Annotated in this window: 13 protein-coding genes and 1 pseudogene; 4 read left to right on the forward strand and 10 right to left on the reverse strand. The window is 53.1% G+C overall.

Annotated features, from left to right (window positions below):
- Nucleotides 1–320 precede the first annotated feature (320 nt).
- The 4 genes and pseudogenes from ACFPYJ_RS11340 (at nucleotide 321) to ACFPYJ_RS11355 (ending at nucleotide 5,336) form a co-directional block, all read left to right on the forward strand.
- Nucleotides 321–2,129 carry an alkaline phosphatase family protein gene (locus tag ACFPYJ_RS11340; RefSeq protein ID WP_379188237.1) on the forward strand — a complete coding sequence of 603 codons (1,809 nt, stop codon included), beginning with the start codon at nucleotides 321–323 and terminating at the stop codon, nucleotides 2,127–2,129.
- A 222-nt stretch (nucleotides 2,130–2,351) separates the two neighbouring features.
- Nucleotides 2,352–3,587, forward strand: coding sequence for an MFS transporter (locus ACFPYJ_RS11345; protein ID WP_379188238.1), 1,236 nt, complete (start codon nucleotides 2,352–2,354; stop codon nucleotides 3,585–3,587).
- 21 nt (nucleotides 3,588–3,608) lie between these two features.
- Nucleotides 3,609–3,770, forward strand: a pseudogene (locus ACFPYJ_RS11350) (IS110 family RNA-guided transposase); the annotation flags it as partial.
- Between the two features lie 309 nt (nucleotides 3,771–4,079).
- Nucleotides 4,080–5,336 (forward strand): Gfo/Idh/MocA family protein, encoded by a 1,257-nt coding sequence (locus tag ACFPYJ_RS11355; RefSeq protein ID WP_379188239.1) that lies wholly within the window; start codon nucleotides 4,080–4,082, stop codon nucleotides 5,334–5,336.
- 412 nt (nucleotides 5,337–5,748) lie between these two features.
- Here the strand turns inward: ACFPYJ_RS11355 and ACFPYJ_RS11360 are convergent, their stop codons facing one another.
- The 10 genes from ACFPYJ_RS11360 to ACFPYJ_RS11405 all read right to left on the reverse strand — a co-directional run bounded on the left by ACFPYJ_RS11360 (nucleotide 5,749) and on the right by ACFPYJ_RS11405 (nucleotide 16,769).
- A complete protein-coding gene (locus ACFPYJ_RS11360; protein ID WP_379188240.1) occupies nucleotides 5,749–6,639 on the reverse strand; it encodes a helix-turn-helix transcriptional regulator in 891 nt (296 codons plus the stop codon).
- Nucleotides 6,636–7,988 (reverse strand): sulfatase-like hydrolase/transferase, encoded by a 1,353-nt coding sequence (locus ACFPYJ_RS11365; RefSeq protein ID WP_379188241.1) that lies wholly within the window; start codon nucleotides 7,986–7,988, stop codon nucleotides 6,636–6,638. Before ACFPYJ_RS11365 ends, ACFPYJ_RS11360 begins: the two co-directional genes overlap by 4 nt.
- Nucleotides 7,989–8,006: 18 nt before the next feature.
- A complete protein-coding gene (locus tag ACFPYJ_RS11370; protein ID WP_379188242.1) occupies nucleotides 8,007–9,356 on the reverse strand; it encodes a sulfatase-like hydrolase/transferase in 1,350 nt (449 codons plus the stop codon).
- 5 nt (nucleotides 9,357–9,361) lie between these two features.
- Nucleotides 9,362–10,714 (reverse strand): glycoside hydrolase family 27 protein, encoded by a 1,353-nt coding sequence (locus ACFPYJ_RS11375; RefSeq protein WP_379188243.1) that lies wholly within the window; start codon nucleotides 10,712–10,714, stop codon nucleotides 9,362–9,364.
- Nucleotides 10,715–10,790: 76 nt separating this feature from the next.
- A complete protein-coding gene (locus ACFPYJ_RS11380) occupies nucleotides 10,791–12,302 on the reverse strand; it encodes a sulfatase family protein (RefSeq protein ID WP_379188244.1) in 1,512 nt (503 codons plus the stop codon).
- Between the two features lie 22 nt (nucleotides 12,303–12,324).
- Entirely contained in the window at nucleotides 12,325–13,887 is a 1,563-nt protein-coding gene (locus tag ACFPYJ_RS11385; RefSeq protein WP_379188245.1) for an ABC transporter substrate-binding protein, read from the reverse strand.
- 31 nt (nucleotides 13,888–13,918) lie between these two features.
- Nucleotides 13,919–14,755: a carbohydrate ABC transporter permease gene (locus ACFPYJ_RS11390; protein ID WP_379188246.1), complete on the reverse strand. Its 837-nt coding sequence runs from the start codon at nucleotides 14,753–14,755 to the stop codon at nucleotides 13,919–13,921.
- Nucleotides 14,756–14,770: 15 nt separating this feature from the next.
- Nucleotides 14,771–15,271, reverse strand: coding sequence for a carbohydrate ABC transporter permease (locus ACFPYJ_RS11395; protein WP_379188247.1), 501 nt, complete (start codon nucleotides 15,269–15,271; stop codon nucleotides 14,771–14,773).
- Nucleotides 15,234–15,752, reverse strand: coding sequence for a carbohydrate ABC transporter permease (locus ACFPYJ_RS11400; protein WP_379188248.1), 519 nt, complete (start codon nucleotides 15,750–15,752; stop codon nucleotides 15,234–15,236). The genes ACFPYJ_RS11395 and ACFPYJ_RS11400 overlap by 38 nt, the downstream gene beginning before the upstream one ends.
- Nucleotides 15,753–15,779: 27 nt before the next feature.
- Nucleotides 15,780–16,769 carry a formylglycine-generating enzyme family protein gene (locus ACFPYJ_RS11405; protein WP_379188249.1) on the reverse strand — a complete coding sequence of 330 codons (990 nt, stop codon included), beginning with the start codon at nucleotides 16,767–16,769 and terminating at the stop codon, nucleotides 15,780–15,782.
- Between the last annotated feature and the right edge of the window lie 449 nt (nucleotides 16,770–17,218).

The following is a 17,218-nucleotide window of genomic DNA, read 5'->3' on the forward strand; positions in this document are numbered from 1 at the left end:
TAAATTGGTCTACGAGCCAAAGATGTTTTGTTTCAGCTACATATTCTTCACACTGAATCAACCGATCGATTAGCTCCTGTTTCGTAAATCTTTACTAACGATTTCTCAATGAATTGTGATCCCTTGCTTTAGGTGCTATAGATAATGGACATAAGTAATGCGAATCTCACTTTAAATCGTGTAAATAGTTCAAATGTCGCGTTTTTCTTAACAGACCTCTCATTTTTGTGCTATTATTTTGTGCTATTATCTAAAACGTACTGAAATTATTTAAGATTATACTAGCTCAGGTAACATAAAACTCAGGAGGGAAACAAAAAATGAAAAAAGGTTTTCGAAGTATAGTTACATCAACAGGCGCTCTATTGTTAGCAGCAACACCATTTGCTGCATCGGCGGCCGCAGATTCGTCTCCCACCGCTTCTTCACCAATCAAACATACAGTTGTTATCTTCCAAGAGAACCGATCTTTTGACAACTACTTTGGTACGTACCCTTACGCACCGGGCTTTAACCCGCTAAGCGACACGCCGCAAGATGTAAGAAACTTTAAATATGTAGCCGGCAATACATTAAGAGATGCGAACGGCAATGTCTACAATCCGGATGATAACGGCAATCCGGTTTACCCTTGGCACGATGCAGGAAAAGCCGATGTTCAAGAAGTAGACGTCAACCATAATTATGCAGACATGATCACGATGATAGACGGCGGAAAAATGGACAAGTTTTATACAATGAATTCCAAAGGGACAACTTTAAACCCCGAACGCGGAAAATTGTCCATGTCCTACTTCGACTACAATGAAATCCCTGCTTATTGGCAGTATGCTCAGCACTTTGCCTTAGCCGATAATTTTTTCCAGCCTGTTTCGGGTCCATCTACACCAGGTGCGTTTTATCTTGTAGCAGCACAATCCGGCAATGGGTCTGCCGCAGCAAACAATCAGGATCCTAATTCACAAATCACCGGTGACCCAACGCCTAAGAACGGTCCATTTGGTGGAGATAACTCAGCTGGACTGACATATAATCTGACTTACAAAAACATTGGGGATGAGTTGACTGACTCGAAACAATCCTGGGCGTGGTATTCGGGAGGCTGGGATGCGGCTAAGGCAGCAACAAATGCAACCAAACCTGCTCTGGACAAAGATAGCCTGTCAACTGTTTCACCTGAGGCACTGAAATATTCACCGCACCACAATCCATTCCAATATTTTCAAAACTATGAGGATGGAAAATATGACACAAACTTAAAAGACTATAATAATTTTACTGAAGATGTTGCAAATGGAACTCTGCCGCAAGTAAGTTTTGTAAAAGCTGGGTATGGCGACGACGAGCATCCGGGCATCGGAAATCAAAGTACACCATCCGCAGAGGATTTTACCGTCCAAGCCATTAACCAGATCATGAATAGCCCTTACTGGAAAGACACGGCTATTATTGTCACCTATGACGAGAGTGGCGGTTTTTACGACCATGTAGCTCCACCGGCGGCTGTTACAACGGCGGACGGATTGGTTGGAAATGGTCCGCGTATACCGGCATTTGTTATTTCACCTTATGCAAAGCAAAATTATATCAGCCATATACAATACGATTCTACGTCCATTTTGAAGTTCATTGAAACAAACTATAATTTGCCAGCTCTAAACAGCCATGACGCTGCTGCCAACAATTTAACGGACATGTTTGATTTTAACCATCCAAGCTTCACACCTTATGTTTATCAAGATGACAACAGCACGTCGGTATCTCCTTGGGGAACACCTGCTAAGGTTCAATTCAACAATGCTCTTCTTGCTCACGGGCTAAATGGAGAAAATGCCTTTGTAAAAGATGGAAACACAATGATTCCAATCGTGGATCTTGCGCGTAATCTGAATGCTGCTGTAACTTATGATAGCAAAACACATACGGTAACACTTCAATACAACGAACGTTCAGTAGAACTTAAATTGCAGTCCAATAAGGTAAAAGTAGATGGAAAAGCTGTTACATCGAAGGATGCAATTTGGGTCAGCTCAAGCAGCCATGTTTACATTTCCGCGAAATCGCTTGTCGATTTTCCAAATCTAACCGTAACTACAAATGGCCAAGGCGCAACAATTCTAACAAAGTAAATAACCAGAGTAAGTTCTACAAGTAGAAAGACGCCTCCCTCTTCCACAATACGGAAAAGGGAGGCGTCTTAATGATTTCTGAGCCGTCTGCAGCCGAGATCCTTATTGTTTACTACCTTCTATAACAAAGTTTGATCGCACGGGAAACAAAAACTTATCACTCGTCCCGCTTGTTTTCATGATAAGATGGGGGCAATGCTACGGATCGGAAGTGTTTATAACATGGCTTTCTCCTGGAAGCGCAATCTGTTTGTTTTATGGATCGGCTCTTTCTTTGTCAGCTCCGCTTACTGCGTCTCCATCCCGTTCCTCCCTATTTTTCTGCACGACCAGCTTGGCGTGCAGGACCACCTCGAGACCTGGACAGGCGTCACCTTCGCTGTGACGTTCCTCGCCTCCGCCTTAATCGCTCCGTTCTGGGGCTCGCTGGCCGACCGCTACGGGCGGAAGCCGATGATGATCCGGGCGGGCATCTGTCTGACCATCACCTACCTGCTTTATTTTCTCGTGCAAAATCCTTACGAGCTGATCGGAGTCCGCATCATGGAAGGTCTGCTGGCGGGATATATACCGGCCACCGTCGCTCTGGTTGCAACCAACACGCCGGAAAACCACGCCGGCTACGCGCTTGGCATATTATCCACCTCCACCGCAGCGGGCAGTATTATCGGTCCGCTCGTCGGCGGCGTGGTGAGTCAGTGGCTTGGCAATCGCGAAACCTTTCTCGTCTCCTCCGGGCTTGTATTCATCGCCTTCTTCATTGCGATCATCTGGGTCAATGAGCTGAAGATAAGCCCTTCCACCGTGAGGCGGAATGTGGCCGGCGACTTGAAAGAGGCCGCTTCGAACCGCGGACTGATGATTCTGCTCGGCATCACGCTGGCTGTCTCTGCCTCCGTCATGATTATCGAGCCGCTGCTGACGGCTTATGTACTGAAGCTGGGGGCCGACCAGAAAACGGCCACGCTGAGCTCGGGCATTATTTTCTCGGCGGTCGGGATCGCCACATTAATCGCTGCTCCAATCTGGGGAAAGATCGGGGAGAGGATCGGCTACGGGAAGGTTCTGTTCATCGGATTGGTTGGCGGAGGCATCGGCAGTTTGCTGCAGATCGCGTTTCATGATCTGGTCAGCTTCGGGGTGCTGCGGTTTATATACGGCTTCTTCTTCGCCGCTGTATATCCGGCGCTCAGCGCACTGATCGTCCGGGCGACAGACCCCGGCTTCCGCGGACGCGCCTTCAGCCTCAATCAGGCGTCCACCCAGATGGGGACGATGCTCGGCCCGGTGGTCGGCGGCTTCCTGGCCAATTTGATTTCCATTTACGCCGTCTTCCTCATTAACGGCGCCAGCATGCTGATCATCTCCCTGCTAATCCGCAAGCGAAAATTCGCCGCCCGGACGGCTTCGCCGGCCAACGCCGATCCCGTGCCTAGGCAAAACAAGGCCGCGACATGATGTCGCGGCCTTGTTTTGCCAGAAGCCTTTGAAGAACTACGTGTCTTTCTCTCCAACCGCGACTCTGTCGTAACGAGACTCGTTAGTGCGAAGAACCAAATCAATCGCTGGGTTGACGTTGTTTTCCCTGAACTGTGCGAAGTCTTCAGGAACATCATGTGTACAGGTTCCTTGGCCACACTTATATCAAGAACGGTACGCTGGGTATGGAATGACAAGTATACCAAGGAAGACGTCAATCTTATGTACAAGGCTATCAAAAAGGTTGCCGATTATTTCAGAGCTAGCGAATAAAGTCCGTCATGTCGAAAGAATGTCGATAATCCGTTCCCTCAAATCCCAAAACTTCGAACTACTATATTGAAAGTTACTAAGTTTCAAAAAATTCAGTCATTTTCGCCTGATATCATGTGATTTATAATGGACAAGTAGGGAATTTCTGAGTCAAGTAGTTCGGCACTGCGAAGTTACAATAGCGAGGATGGTAATGAAATGAATGTAAAAGATGATCAAACGAAAGTCAGACTGGGCGTTATCGGTTTGGGCGGCAGGGGCAGAGGGCTGTTGGGCGCACTTCTGGAAATGAAAGATGTTGAAATCGCGGCTGTCTGCGACCTGTACGACGACAGGCTGCGAATGGGTGTGGATCAGGTTGTGGCTTCAGGCCGTCAGAAGCCCGGAAGCTACAGTGATTATAAGGAGCTGCTGGCCCGGGACGATATTAAAGGAGTGATCATCCCGTCTTCCTGGTCCAGTCATGTGGAAATTGCGATTGCCGCCATGAAGGCCGGAAAATATGCCGCACCTGAGGCTGGAGGAGCTTCCTCTCTGGAAGAGTGCTGGGACCTGGTCAGAACGTCCGAAGAGACCGGGATGCCCTGCATGATGCTGGAGAATGTTTGCTACGGCCGGAATGAAATGGCTTTAATTAACATGATCAAGAAGGGCTTGTTCGGTGAACTGATTCATTGCCAAAGCGGTTATGAGCATGATCTTCGGGATGAAGTTGCATTGGGGATTGAAAACCGGCATTACCGTATCCACAATTACCTGAACAGGAACGCGGACATTTACCCGACCCATGGGATCGGTCCCGTCTCCAAATTTTTGGGAATCAACCGGAGCAACCGGTTTTTGTCCTTAACCTCCATGGCTTCGAAAGCAAGGGGACTCCATGAATGGATTGCGGATCATAGGGGAACCGATCATCCGATGGCCAAAGCCGAATTTGCCCAGGGCGACATCGTTACCACCATGATCAAATGCGCGCAAGGCGAGACCGTACTTCTTACCCATGACACAACCCTTCCGCGCCCTTATTCAAGAGCCGGAAGAGTGCAAGGAACCAAAGGCATCTGGATGGAAGACAATAATTCCATTCATTTGCAGGGGAAAAGTCCTGAACATACCTGGGAATCATTTGATCCATATAGAGAAGAGAACGAGCATCCCCTCTGGAAGGAATATATAAGTCTGGGAGTCCGCGGGGGACACGGCGGCATGGATTATCTCTGTCTTCGTTCTTTTGTCGAGAGCGTAAAAATGAAAATATCTACCCCGATCGACGTCTACGATACGGCAGCATGGATGGCCGTTACCGCTCTCTCGGAGCAATCGATCGCCTTGGGCGGCAGTTCCGTCGCTTTTCCTGATTTTACAAACGGGAAATGGATAAATCGAACTCCGGGTCCGAAGAGCAAATATTCACTCGACGAGGTCGACGATTCGCTGTTTTTCGAAACCGTATAGTTGCCGATCTGACAATTCGCTGTTTTTCACAGACCAAACAATTCGGCATCATCCTGGTTTATGCCCGGGACGATGCCGTTTTCCCTTCAACCATCAAATTTCGAAAGTTGCCATTCGAGTAGGATACATCAACTGGAGATATACCAACCCAATAAAATAAAATGAAGGATAGCCGCTTTACCGGATTTTCACGTTATGGTTATATATTCTTATCCTCCGACATCTGGTTTCTTGCTTCCTTCTGTACTGTAATGACAAAATCCCCCTGGGCATTTGAGCTCAGGGGGATTTTGTCATTACAGTACCAATCTACTATATTTCCTAGTAAACGATCTGCAGCTAGAATCAATAGTGGTCACAACGTTAGCGGACACGAGTCTCAACGAGAACGTTGAGACAGGCTTCCTGGAGATTAATCACCGAATGCCGCTTGATAGTGGCTTGGTGCCATGCCGTAGTATTTGCTAAATGCACGAGAAAAAGCGTAGATGTCGGGATATCCGACGGACAATGCAACAGCCTGCATATTTAGTTGACCATCCACCAGAAGCTCGCAGCTCTTCTCCATTCGAAGCTTGATCAGATATTGCATAGGGCTTATGCCAAGCTGACGGCTGCAAGCTTGATAGAAGCGCGAGCGATGGACACCGGCGACTTTGACAGCATCCGCAACGTCGATTCCTTCCGTATAGTGGGTGTCCATGTACAAGATCGCCCGCGCAAGCCAATCTGCAATCGTTGAAGATGAAGACGCTTCGGTGGGCGCAGCGCCTAAGGCATCAAACACTCGGTACATCCTGGACAGCAATTGAACCTCGTAGCGACTACCTCCTTCTGTCCGCAACAGCTCATGAATGCGGTCCATCTCACTTTCGTGACTCGGCAGCCAGCGGTCTCGAACGTACGGTTCCTCCCGGCTGAACCCGATGCGTGCGAACAGTGGTTCAGCATGGCTGCCTTGGCAAGCAAGCCAATACAACCGCAGTTGCTTCTCGCCAGCGGTGATTCGATAGCTGTATCGAAGTCCCGGATACAGGCAGAACAAATCCCCTTGGTTAAGGTGCACCGTTCCCTCGCCATAATCAAACAAGATGCTTCCGCTCACGACGGCGTGAACCGAAAAGCACTCGATTACCTTTGGACCCACCTCATAGTTCGGTTTCGCCAAATTGCGGCCGGAGCGGATGACCCAAAGCCCGCCTTGCCGTTCGAATTCGGACGGCGTGTGATATAGGTATTCTGCGAATTCATGTCCATACTCAGAGAGCAGCTCTTCTTCCCTGTATGTGCCGGAGCCGCTCATGGCTTTCCTGTTGCCAACAGCTCCGACTGTCGCGCTTGGAACGCATGGGCGCGTTCGTCCTCCGTTTCCGGCGAACAGATGCGGCGCAGTTCATTTTCCAGCTCCGACGCTTTCACCGGATGATCGGCGAGCACATCGAAACGCTCATCGGGATCATCCGCCAGGTCGAACAGGAGATGCGGCGCTTCCGTGCAATAAATGAGCTTCCAGTCGCCCTTGCGAATCATGAAGGCCCCGGAGCGCGTTCCATGCCCGTGATATTCGGAGAATATGACCCGCTCGGCATCATCGGCCGGAATGAGTTGCAGCGGGCTGCCGACCCAGTCTGCAGGACGTTTCACTCCAGCAGCTTGAAACAACGAGGCCTGCACGTCGTGAAGATCAACCGGGGTACGGACGCGCTCCCCTTCTGGGAACCCTGGACCGGCCGCGATGCACGGAATCCGCACGGAATCCTCATAAAGAGAGCATTTCCACCACATGCCGAACTTGCCGAGCATGTCGCCGTGATCCGCCGTATAGACAACCTGCGTCGTGGAGCGAAAGCCACCGTCGTCTACCGCATCCAGAAGACGACCGAGCTGGTCGTCGACAAAGGCAACATTGCCCGCATACCCGCGCCGAAGACCGCGGATTTGCGCCTCTGTGAATAAATCCGTTTCGAAATGGTCACGGAGATCCTGCGCGTAGGGATGATTGGCGCTCGCCTCATTCCTGCCGAGCCGTGGCAAATCCGCAGCTTCCGGATACAGATTCCAGTAGGCCTCCGTGTTCCATTGGGGAAAATGCGGGTTCAGCAGGTTAATTGTCAAATTCCAAGGCGCATCCAGCGTCGGCGCCGTCTCACGTAACCAGCGGAGCGCCGCGTCCATGACTTTCAAATCGCCGTCGAACGCCTCCTCCTTGACACCGAATCCGTTCGCACGATCAGCCGCTCCTTCTCGAATAGCCAACGGGCGCCGAACGAAATTGACGTCGCCCGGTGTCTTCATTTCTTTCCAGCCATGTATTTCAGAGAAGCCAAGCTTGTCGGCAGGCGCATAAACATGCGTTTTGCCAAAATAAGCCGTATAGACTCCCTGCTCCCGGAGCACGCTGCCATAAGCCGGCGCCTCGGAGGGAATTGCAAGATTACAGTTGCTGTAATTTTGGAGCTCATGCACTCTTTTCCCGGAGAAGAAGGCGCTTCGGCTCGGACTGCACAGCGGCGACGGGCAGTACGCGTTTTCATAGACGGTGCCCGCGCGCGCGAGACGCTCCATATTCGGCGTCCGAATAAACGGATGTCCGTACACGGAAGAGTAGAATGGATTGTGCTCGTCAGATATAAGTACAATGGAATTGGTCATAAGAAAAATCCCCTTTCGCTATGCTCGAACTTCGGACGCGCTCACGCGTCTCTGCCTACTTTGTTTGCTTTCCGCGGCATTGATCGTCGCTGGCGCTTCGCCCGCTTCGACCATGCGGCGAAGCAGCCGTTCTTTCAATACAGCCGTCACGTCGCGATGGGACTCGAAGCCGATCAAGTTCGTCAGCTCGTAGGGGTCTGCCTGCAAGTCGTATAAATACCGCTCCTCGTAAATGTCCGTAGAAGGCGCATCCTTCGCGCCTTCAAGAGAGGCCACGGCATACTTCCAACGCGATGTACGAATGGCGCGGCCGATGCCGTCCTCGCTGATCTGAACATACACATCGTCCCGCCAGCCTTCCGTCTCTCGGCGCAGCAGCGGCAAAATCGATCGTCCCTGCATCTGCGCCGGGACCTCGATTCCGGCCGCATCCAGCAGTGTCGGCGCGATATCGATCAGGCTGACCAGCTCCCTAATTTGCCCCCTGCTATCAAATCCCGGGCCGATGACCGCGGTCGGCACGCGGATCGAACTCTCGTGACAGGACCGTTTGTATTCGCTGTTGCGAGTTTTGAAATGGCAGCCGTGATCGGAGGTGAACAGAATGATTGTTTCCTCCGCCAGGTCCAGGCTCTTGACAGCGTCAAAGATACGGCCTAACGCCTCGTCGAGCCGCTTGACCATGCCGTAATAGCCGCCGAGATTCTGAGCGCTGTTCCCACCAAGCGCCGTCAAGTCCGGCGGCGTCCATCTTCCCGTATACGCTTCCGTGTAGACGTCCGGAGACGGATAATCGTCCCGATGATTCTGATGATGGGGCTCTAGGAAAGATAGAAACAAGAAGAATGGATTGTCCTGCTCCTTATCGATAAAACGAATAGCAGCATCCGTCAGCGCATCTACGCGATACCCCGGCAATTTGACCCGTTCGTTATCGTTGTCGAACACTACGGCATCATAAGATTCCGATGTACTTTCGAGCGCGTTGGCCGCCAACCAATACTTGTAGCCTCCGCGTCCGCTTTCCGGCACGGGATTTTCATCCGCGAGATGCCATTTTCCGATGTAGCCGGTTTGATAACCCGCATCGTTGAAATAATGGGCAAGCGTGCGGCTGCCTTCCGGAAGCGGAATTTTATTGCGGAAGCAGCCCGTCGTCGTAGGGTAAAGTCCGGTTTGGAACACGGACCGCGCCGGCCCGCAGACCGGCTGGCATGTAAACGAATGATACAAATGCGTTCCTCTTGACGCCATCCGATCAAAATTCGGTGTGAGTCCAAGCGGATTGCCGTGAGCGCCGGTCGTGTCCCAGCGCTGCTGATCCGTGAAAAAGACGATCACGTTCGGCTGCCGGCTTTGATTAGCCATGTCGATCAACTCCTATCGTTATTGTAATAGTGAATAAACAGTACGCCGTCTCCGTCAATCGAGGCCGTTAAAACGTTATCGCGGACCTGATAATCTGGCGGATCTTGCCAGATAGACCGAAACTTGAAGCCGGTCATCTGTCGAGAAGATTGAAGCCCTAGTTCTTCGAGCGTCAGTCTCACCTGCCGCTCGGACGCACCCCGGTTGAAAATGCCGATCCAGCCCTCTCCGTCCACCGACCGATGCGGCGTCCGCCAAGCCTCGAGCTCCTCTCTTTGGTACACTCGTGTTCCGACGATACCGTTCTGGTTGCAGGCCAGCATATCCCGATTTGTGAGAAGCGCGAACGACAAGTCATCCGACGTCGGCAGATCGCCGCCCATGAAAAGGGGAGATGCCGCCAGTGCCCGGATCGTCATGAATGTATGCTTTTGCGTCCCGGTCAGTCCGCTCATCCGCTCATGACCTTTGCCGTTAAGTTCCTCCTCGGCGGGCGTATCTTCCAGCGACTTTCCGTCGTTTCGGGGCTTCCACAGCTGCAAATGGCCGAATGGAATCATATCCAAGTCGGTCCAGAAGCCGTCCCCGCCGAAGGCGCCAAAGGCATTCCATGCTTCGAATGCCTTGTCGAGATCGGCACGGTTGTCCCAAATATCGCGTGTTGTCCGCAGCATGTTCGCCTTCTTATAGGACGTCATATACTGCGGCGAAGTCTGCCCGCCGGGCGATAAACTAAGGAGCATCGGCCGGCCAGATTTTTCGATTGCCTTCGCGATCGCCTCGATTTCTCGGGGATAGCCCGTAATGTCGTCGGCTTTGATGAAGTCGACGCCCCAGCCGGCCAGCATGGCGATCAGGCCGTCGTAATATGCCTGCGCGCCGGGATGGTCCATATTAACGCCGTAGTTGTAGGGGCACCAAGTACAAGTATCTTCGACATCGGCAATATCAGACGCTCGGTAAGATGTGCCGAGAATCGGCAGATTCTGAGCAACGGCCTTACGCGGGATGCCGCGCATAAGATGCAGACCGAATTTCAGTCCCAGCCCGTGGACCCGATCGATTAACCGCCCTAGCCCAACCGGAAAATAACACCTCGACGGTTGATATCGCCCATAGCGATCCAGGTTCACATCCTCAGCATGTCTAACGATTGGGTACCGACTGCCGGGAGCGATCGCATACTCCGCGAACCAGCCGTTGTCCACGACGAAATATTCATAGCCTGCCGGTTTCAACCGCTCCGCCATGACCTCTGCGTTGCGGAGCAGCGCATCCTCGGAAGCCGCGCAGCCATAGCAGTCGAAGCTGTTCCAGCCGAGCGGCGGCCGCGGAGAGAGGCGCCGCAGTCGCGCCATTTCGGGATACGCGATGCCGGCGGCTTCGTTATCGTCCATGCTCTACCACTCCTTTCTGCCGGACGGACGACCGGATTCACGCTCCCGCGATTCTCGGCATCGGCATCGGTTCCTTGCCGAGCTCCGCCCAAGCGAATCTTAGCAGCAGATCCGTCTTCAGCGCTGCATGTGCCGGATCGTCCCAAAGGTTCCGCACCTCCTGCGGATCTTCGGCCAAATCAAAGAGCTCCCCATACGTCCGGTTATAATAGACGGTCAGCTTATACCGTTCATTTACATACGTCTTCAAATGAATTGTCGACGGCTCGTGGTGGTTCTCGCAAAGCACATGATTCCTAGCGCCTTCTCGTTCCCCGCTCCATACCGCGCTTTGGTCGACTCCGGTCATAGACCTCGGAATTGGCAGGCCTGCGAAGCCGAGAACCGTCGGTGCGAAATCCACGAGTGACTGAAGCGACGCGGATTTCCTGCCCGCTGGCACCTGGCCCGGATAGCGTACGATCATCGGCACGCGGAGCAGGCCCTCGTAATGGAACGGCCCTTTGGCAATGAGGCCGTGCTGGCCGAACAGATGCCCGTGGTCGGACGTGAACACAACGAGGGTGTTTTCCGCCAGACCGAGCTCATCGAGCCGGTCTAAGATCTGTCCGATATATTTATCCATCAGGCTCGTCATCCCATAGTAGACGGCGATGTCCTTTCGCAGCTTCTCGCCGTCATGCCGATGGGAGCGGAAGCCGTGCATCCCGAACCTCGTTTCCGCATAAGCGGAGAAATCCGGAGCCTCCTCTCTTGCCAGCCGGAAATGCGGCGGATTTGCCTCGTGTTCCCCATCACGCTTAGACGGAAGCGTCAGCTGCAGCGGATCATACATCGTATCCCATGGCTCCGGCACCAGATACGGGGGATGGGGATCAAAGAAGCTGGCCCATAGGAAGAAGGGTTTCTCCTCTTCGGCATACTTCTTCAATCGTTCATTCGTTCGCTCCGCGATCCAAGCGTCGTAATGGTACGCTTCGGGGATCGGCCAATGATGCCGGGCCTTCGGATCCATCGTGCCGGTCGGCGGCCGGAAATAGTCCCGCCAATTCGCGAAGCCCTTCTCCTCGAGCCATAAGGCGTAATGCTGCCCCGCATGCGCTTCGTTCGTATGGTTGCGGGCGAGCTCCACATGCCGGAAGCCGTAGAAGGGCTCATCGAACGTCCGCCAGAATGCCAAATCCTGCAGCAGCGGATAAGCTTCCAATGAAGGGAATTCTTCCGTGGATGCGAGCGGCTGAAAATGCGCCTTTCCGACGAGCACCGTCTCGTACCCGGCGCTCAGGAAATCCTCGCCCACTGTATGTGCGTCCTCGGACAGCTTCGTCCCGAGCGTCCAGGCGCCGTGTTGACTCGGATACTGCCCCGTAATAATGGAGCTTCGCGTCGGCGTGCAGGTCGGGTTAGGGCAATACGCCCGGGTGAACGCAGTGCCTTCGCGGACGAGCCGGTCAAGATTCGGCGTGGAAATCTCCGGGTTGAAGGCGCCGATCGTGTTCCAATGCTGCTGATCGCTTGTAATGAGCAAAATATTCGGCTTGCGGCTCACGTTTCGCCACCTCTCATCCGCATTATGGTTTTAATTGCTTGTAATCGTCCTGCGTATAATCTTTCGAGGCATCCCAGTTCGGGAACGTAAAGTCGTCACGGCTGACATTCGTGCCGGCGCCACTCACTTTTGCGATGGCGTCGTCAAGCCCTTTGTTCAACTTCTCGTCGTATGCTTGAAGCAGCTTCGCGATATCCTTCTCGCTTTGCGCGCCGATCAGTACTGACTGAAGAATGTCACTGTAGGCCGGTTTGATTTTCGGCTGGGTGAGACTCCCCATTTCCACGATCACCTTTGCCGTCTGCGGATTGCGAATGGCGTTGTCCGGCCGCAGCTTCAACTCGGATTGATGCAGCTGCAGGAACGTATCGAACTCCGGATAAGGATAGAGCGATTTGTTCTCGTTGATGGTCGCAATCGGCGTCAAGGCAACGCCGCTGTGCAAATACTTCTCGTAGAACAACGGGGAGGCTAACCCTTTCTCGATGAACTCCCCCGCTTCCTTGGCATGCTTCGAGCTTGACGAAATCAGATAACCGCTAGGATCGGAAGATACATAGAAGTAAGTCGGTTTGCTGCCGTCCTTCGTCGGAACGGAGGCCAGGCCCAGCTGAATGTCCGGCGAATCCCGTTTGACGATCCACATCCGGGCACGGCCGTCGATCAGGAAGGCGGCCGTGCCTTGGCCGAACAGCGCGCTTGCTTCCGTGCTCTTCAACGTGTAGGAAGAAGGCAGAATGCTGCCGTCCGCTTTGAGCTGCGTCAAGTAATTGAACGAGTCGACGATCGCGCTTGAGCTGTATTCATAACGCCCCGTCTTATAATCGAAGCCGCTTGCTGCCTGCGGGTCGATTCCGCCGGCGAGCGATCCGACGAACTTTGTGATGCCGGAGGAATCACCCTTCTCACCGCCGCCGAATACGAGCCCGAAGACATCGCCTTTCCCTTTTTCGGTAACGGTTTTGGCCGCCGCGCGCAGTTCATCCCATGTCGTCGGCGGCTTCTCAGGGTCGAGTCCCGCCGCTTTCAACACACCTTTGTTGTAATACAGGATGGATCCCAGCTGCGGGCCGGTCAGCGGCCACGAATACGTCTTGCCGTCGATTACGTTGACTCCCTCCGCGAAGGAAGCTGCGGTAAACTGCTTTTTCCAATCCTCTGACACGAGACCGTCGTAAGGCAGCGCCCAGCCGTTCGACACGATCGTTCGGATATCCGTATCCTGCGGCGTCTGAAAAATATCCGGCAGCTCGCCGGAGGTCGCCGCTGCCTGAACGGCCGTATTGTACTCCGACCAAGGCATATATCGCGCTTCGACGCGGATATGGCCTTTGTTCTGTTCGTTGAATTCTTTAACCATCTGCTGGCCGGGACTCGCGTCACCTTTTAGGAAATCGCTGGCGCCCCACAGCGTCACGACCGTTTCGCCGCCATCGGCGCCGGCATTCTTCGTTCCTGCGTTAGTAGTACCAGTCGCTTTGTTACCAGTATCATCCGCCTTATTGCCGCTGTCGGAGCAGCCGGCAAGCGCGACCGATGCCCCCAACAAGATTACGCCCGTCAACTGAAATCCTCTTTTGCTCATGACTCCAACCTCCTGAAATAATAGCCGCCTTCTAGCCTTTTACGGCCCCTGCGACCCCTTCGATAAAATACCTCTGCAGCAGCATATAAACGGCCAAGATCGGAATCAGCGATATACTCGCCGCCGCGGCGAAACCTGTCCAATCCATCGTGTTCTCGCCCGCGAACTGGAACATGCCGACGCCGAGTGTCCTCAGCTCCGGTTTGCTCAGCGTGAAGACGAGCGGCATTAGGAATGCGTTCCACGTCCACATGAATTGCATGATTGCTGTCGTGGCGATCACCGGCTTCGCCAGCGGCAGCATGATCGTCGCGAACGTCCGGAAGAATCCGCTGCCGTCGATTTCCGCGGACTCCTCGAGCTCCTTCGGAAGTCCCCGGAAGTAGGCGACGAAGAGCAGAATAAATAACACATGCCCGCCACCGGCCTCGGCCAGAATAACACCCCAAAGCGAATTGTTCAGCCCGAGCGCATTCACGAGCGAATAGACCGGAATGATTGTATAGCCTTTGGGCATGAACATCGTGGCAGTCACTGCGGAAATAAACGCAATCCGTCCGCGAAACCGAAACCTGCCTACCGCATAGCCCGTCAAGGCGCACACGGCCAATATGAGGACTACAACACAAACCGTCACGATCACGGTGTTCCAAAAATAAACCGAGAAATGTGCCGTTTCCCACGCCCGCTCGTAGTTGCCGAATTGAAGCTTTTTCGGCAGCAGCGTTATACCCGACGATATATATTCGTTCGTCGTTTTCAGCGACGCCGTCAGCATCCAAATAAACGGATAAATCCAGACGATGCCAGCTGCGATCAAGATGAGATGAAGCAGCAGTCTCGGCCCGCGCCATCGTTTTCTTTGCATACGTTCAATCTCCTTTCAAAACGACTTCTGACTTTTGCGTCCGCCCGCCAAGCGGACGAACAACCCCAGCACGATCGAAATGACCATGATGACGATACCGTACAGTACACCCGCAGCCGATGCGAAGCCGACCCTTGCCTCCCCGCTTCCCGAGAAGGCGTACCGGTAAATGTACACGTCAACCATATCGGTCTTGAACGCCGGTCCGCCACCCGTCATCGTCTGAACCAAATCGAACACGTGCAGCGCATTGACCGCAGACATGAGGACAATCACACTTCCGACTGGCAGCAGGAGCGGAATCATAATGTAACGGAATAACTGGAATGATGTAGCTCCATCGATCCGCGCCGATTCGAACAGCTCCTTCGGCAGCGATTGAATGCCCGCAAGCCAATAGACCATTTTCATGCCAAAGCTCTTCCAGATACCGACGATCACAACGATGATGAACGCCGTGTCCACCGAACCAAGCCAGTCAACGGACTGCGAGATCAATCCGGCCTTCAGCAGCACTTCTATTGAATAATCCCTTGTATGCACCGAACACGAAGCGCATGACGAGGCCGACGACAGCCGTCGTCGTCACGACCGGCAGGAAGATGACGGTACGATAGATGATTTTCCCTTTTAGCCATTCGGCATTCAGGAGGAGCGCCGCTAGAAGTGCGAGCGGCACCTGGATGAGTACAAGCCACATCATGAACAGAAGACTGTTACGAAAAGCGTTCCAAAAGATCGGGTCCTTCAGCGTCTCCACAAAATTATCGAAGCCGACGAATTGCTTAAGCGGACCGTAGCCATTCCAATCAAAGAAGGCATATACGTAGCTCATTGCAATTGGATAAACCGTGAACAAGAGAAACAATGCCAGCTGGGGTGCGATGAAAGCCAAGCACCATAGCTCTTTGCGCAGTCGGTAATGTATCTTCGGCACCCGACCGGATCGCTCCGTTTCGGCACCCGTTTCATCGCGAGCGGAGATCAATGCTCCCATTTCCAAGCCTCCTTCGATATCCGCGCCCTACGCATCCGCCGCACAGCGAAAGCCCATATTGCCCGTAGAGCTATCCGGTGTGTTAGAGCTGCGTGCGGCCACCCGGTACCGGTTGCAGTATGATTTGTGACAGAGATAGGATCCTCCGCGCATGACTCGGTTTGCGCCCGAAGCAGGACCTTGGGGATTCATGCGGCTACCCGGCACCTCCGCGGGCTGTGCGGTGAACCAGTCGCTGCACCATTCCCAAACGTTTCCGACCATGTTGTACAAACCGTAGCCGTTCGGAGGAAAAGAACGTACCGGCGCGGTACCAGCATAGCCGTCGGAAGCGTGGTTCTTGTCCGGAAACTTGCCCTGCCAAATGTTGCATCGGTGCTCTCCATTCGGCTTCAGCAGGTCGCCCCACGGATACCTCTTCTGCGCGAGCCCGCCTCGTGTGGCGAATTCCCATTCCGCTTCCGTCGGTAACCGTTTCCCTGCCCACTTCGCATAAGCTGTGGCATCGTTCCACGAAACGTGGACGACGGGATGATTGAGACGATCGTCGATTCGTGAGTCCTCGCCTTCCGGTTTGCGCCAGCTTGCGCCGCTAACAGCCAACCACCAGGGAACGCCCGGCGCCGGCCTTGCAGCCGTTTTCGCAGCCTCCGTTGCGAACAGGTGAAAGACAAACGACCAGCCGAACTGCTCCGCTTCCGTGATGAAACCCGTCGCCTCCACGAATGATGCGAATTCCGCATTTGTGACGGCGCAGGCATCTATATAGAAGGGGGATAACTTAACCGGTCGTATCGGGCCTTCACCGTCTTGCGGAAATCCTTCCTCGTCATCCGTACCCATGAGAAATTCGCTGCCGGGCAAATAAACCATGTCTTTCCTAAGCAGCCCGCGGACGAGCGGCATTGCATCTGACGCCGAAGCGGCCCGTGCCGTATCGATGTCTGCTTCTACCGCAGCTGCCGTTTCGTTCCTTGGTGCTGTGCAGCAGCAGGATGGCTTGCGATCAAATACCATATTTCCGAAACTCCTTTCATGCGAGGGCTCGTTCGGTAACGCAAAAAAAGACATACCACGGGAACACAAGAAAGTCCCTAGGCATGTCTCCGGCGGTCCGGTCGACAAGCGACGTTAATGCAATTGATAATTCAAATTCCAATAAGTTTACTTGGTTATCATTATGTTTTGTATCATACCTCTATCCTCCATTAGGTGTCAAGTTTATTTTGGCGTTTTGTTTAATTAAACTTCGCACACTAGAATTTTATAAATCGGAATTCTTTTGAGGATATCATGCTGTCTGCCGACAAGTGACAGAAAGGTGCGTCATATCGAACAATCTAAGAGAGCCTAAGGATGTTGGCCGGTGAACTAGGTGATCTTAATATTGGAGAAGTCACTTTACAGCTGAGCTGCAAGGCACACGACTTCGTTCCTATGACATCTCCTCCCTTTTTCTTCTTAGA

The organism is Paenibacillus solisilvae, assembly GCF_042656405.1.
GTDB classification, from domain to species: Bacteria; Bacillota; Bacilli; order Paenibacillales; family Paenibacillaceae; genus Paenibacillus_Z; species Paenibacillus_Z solisilvae.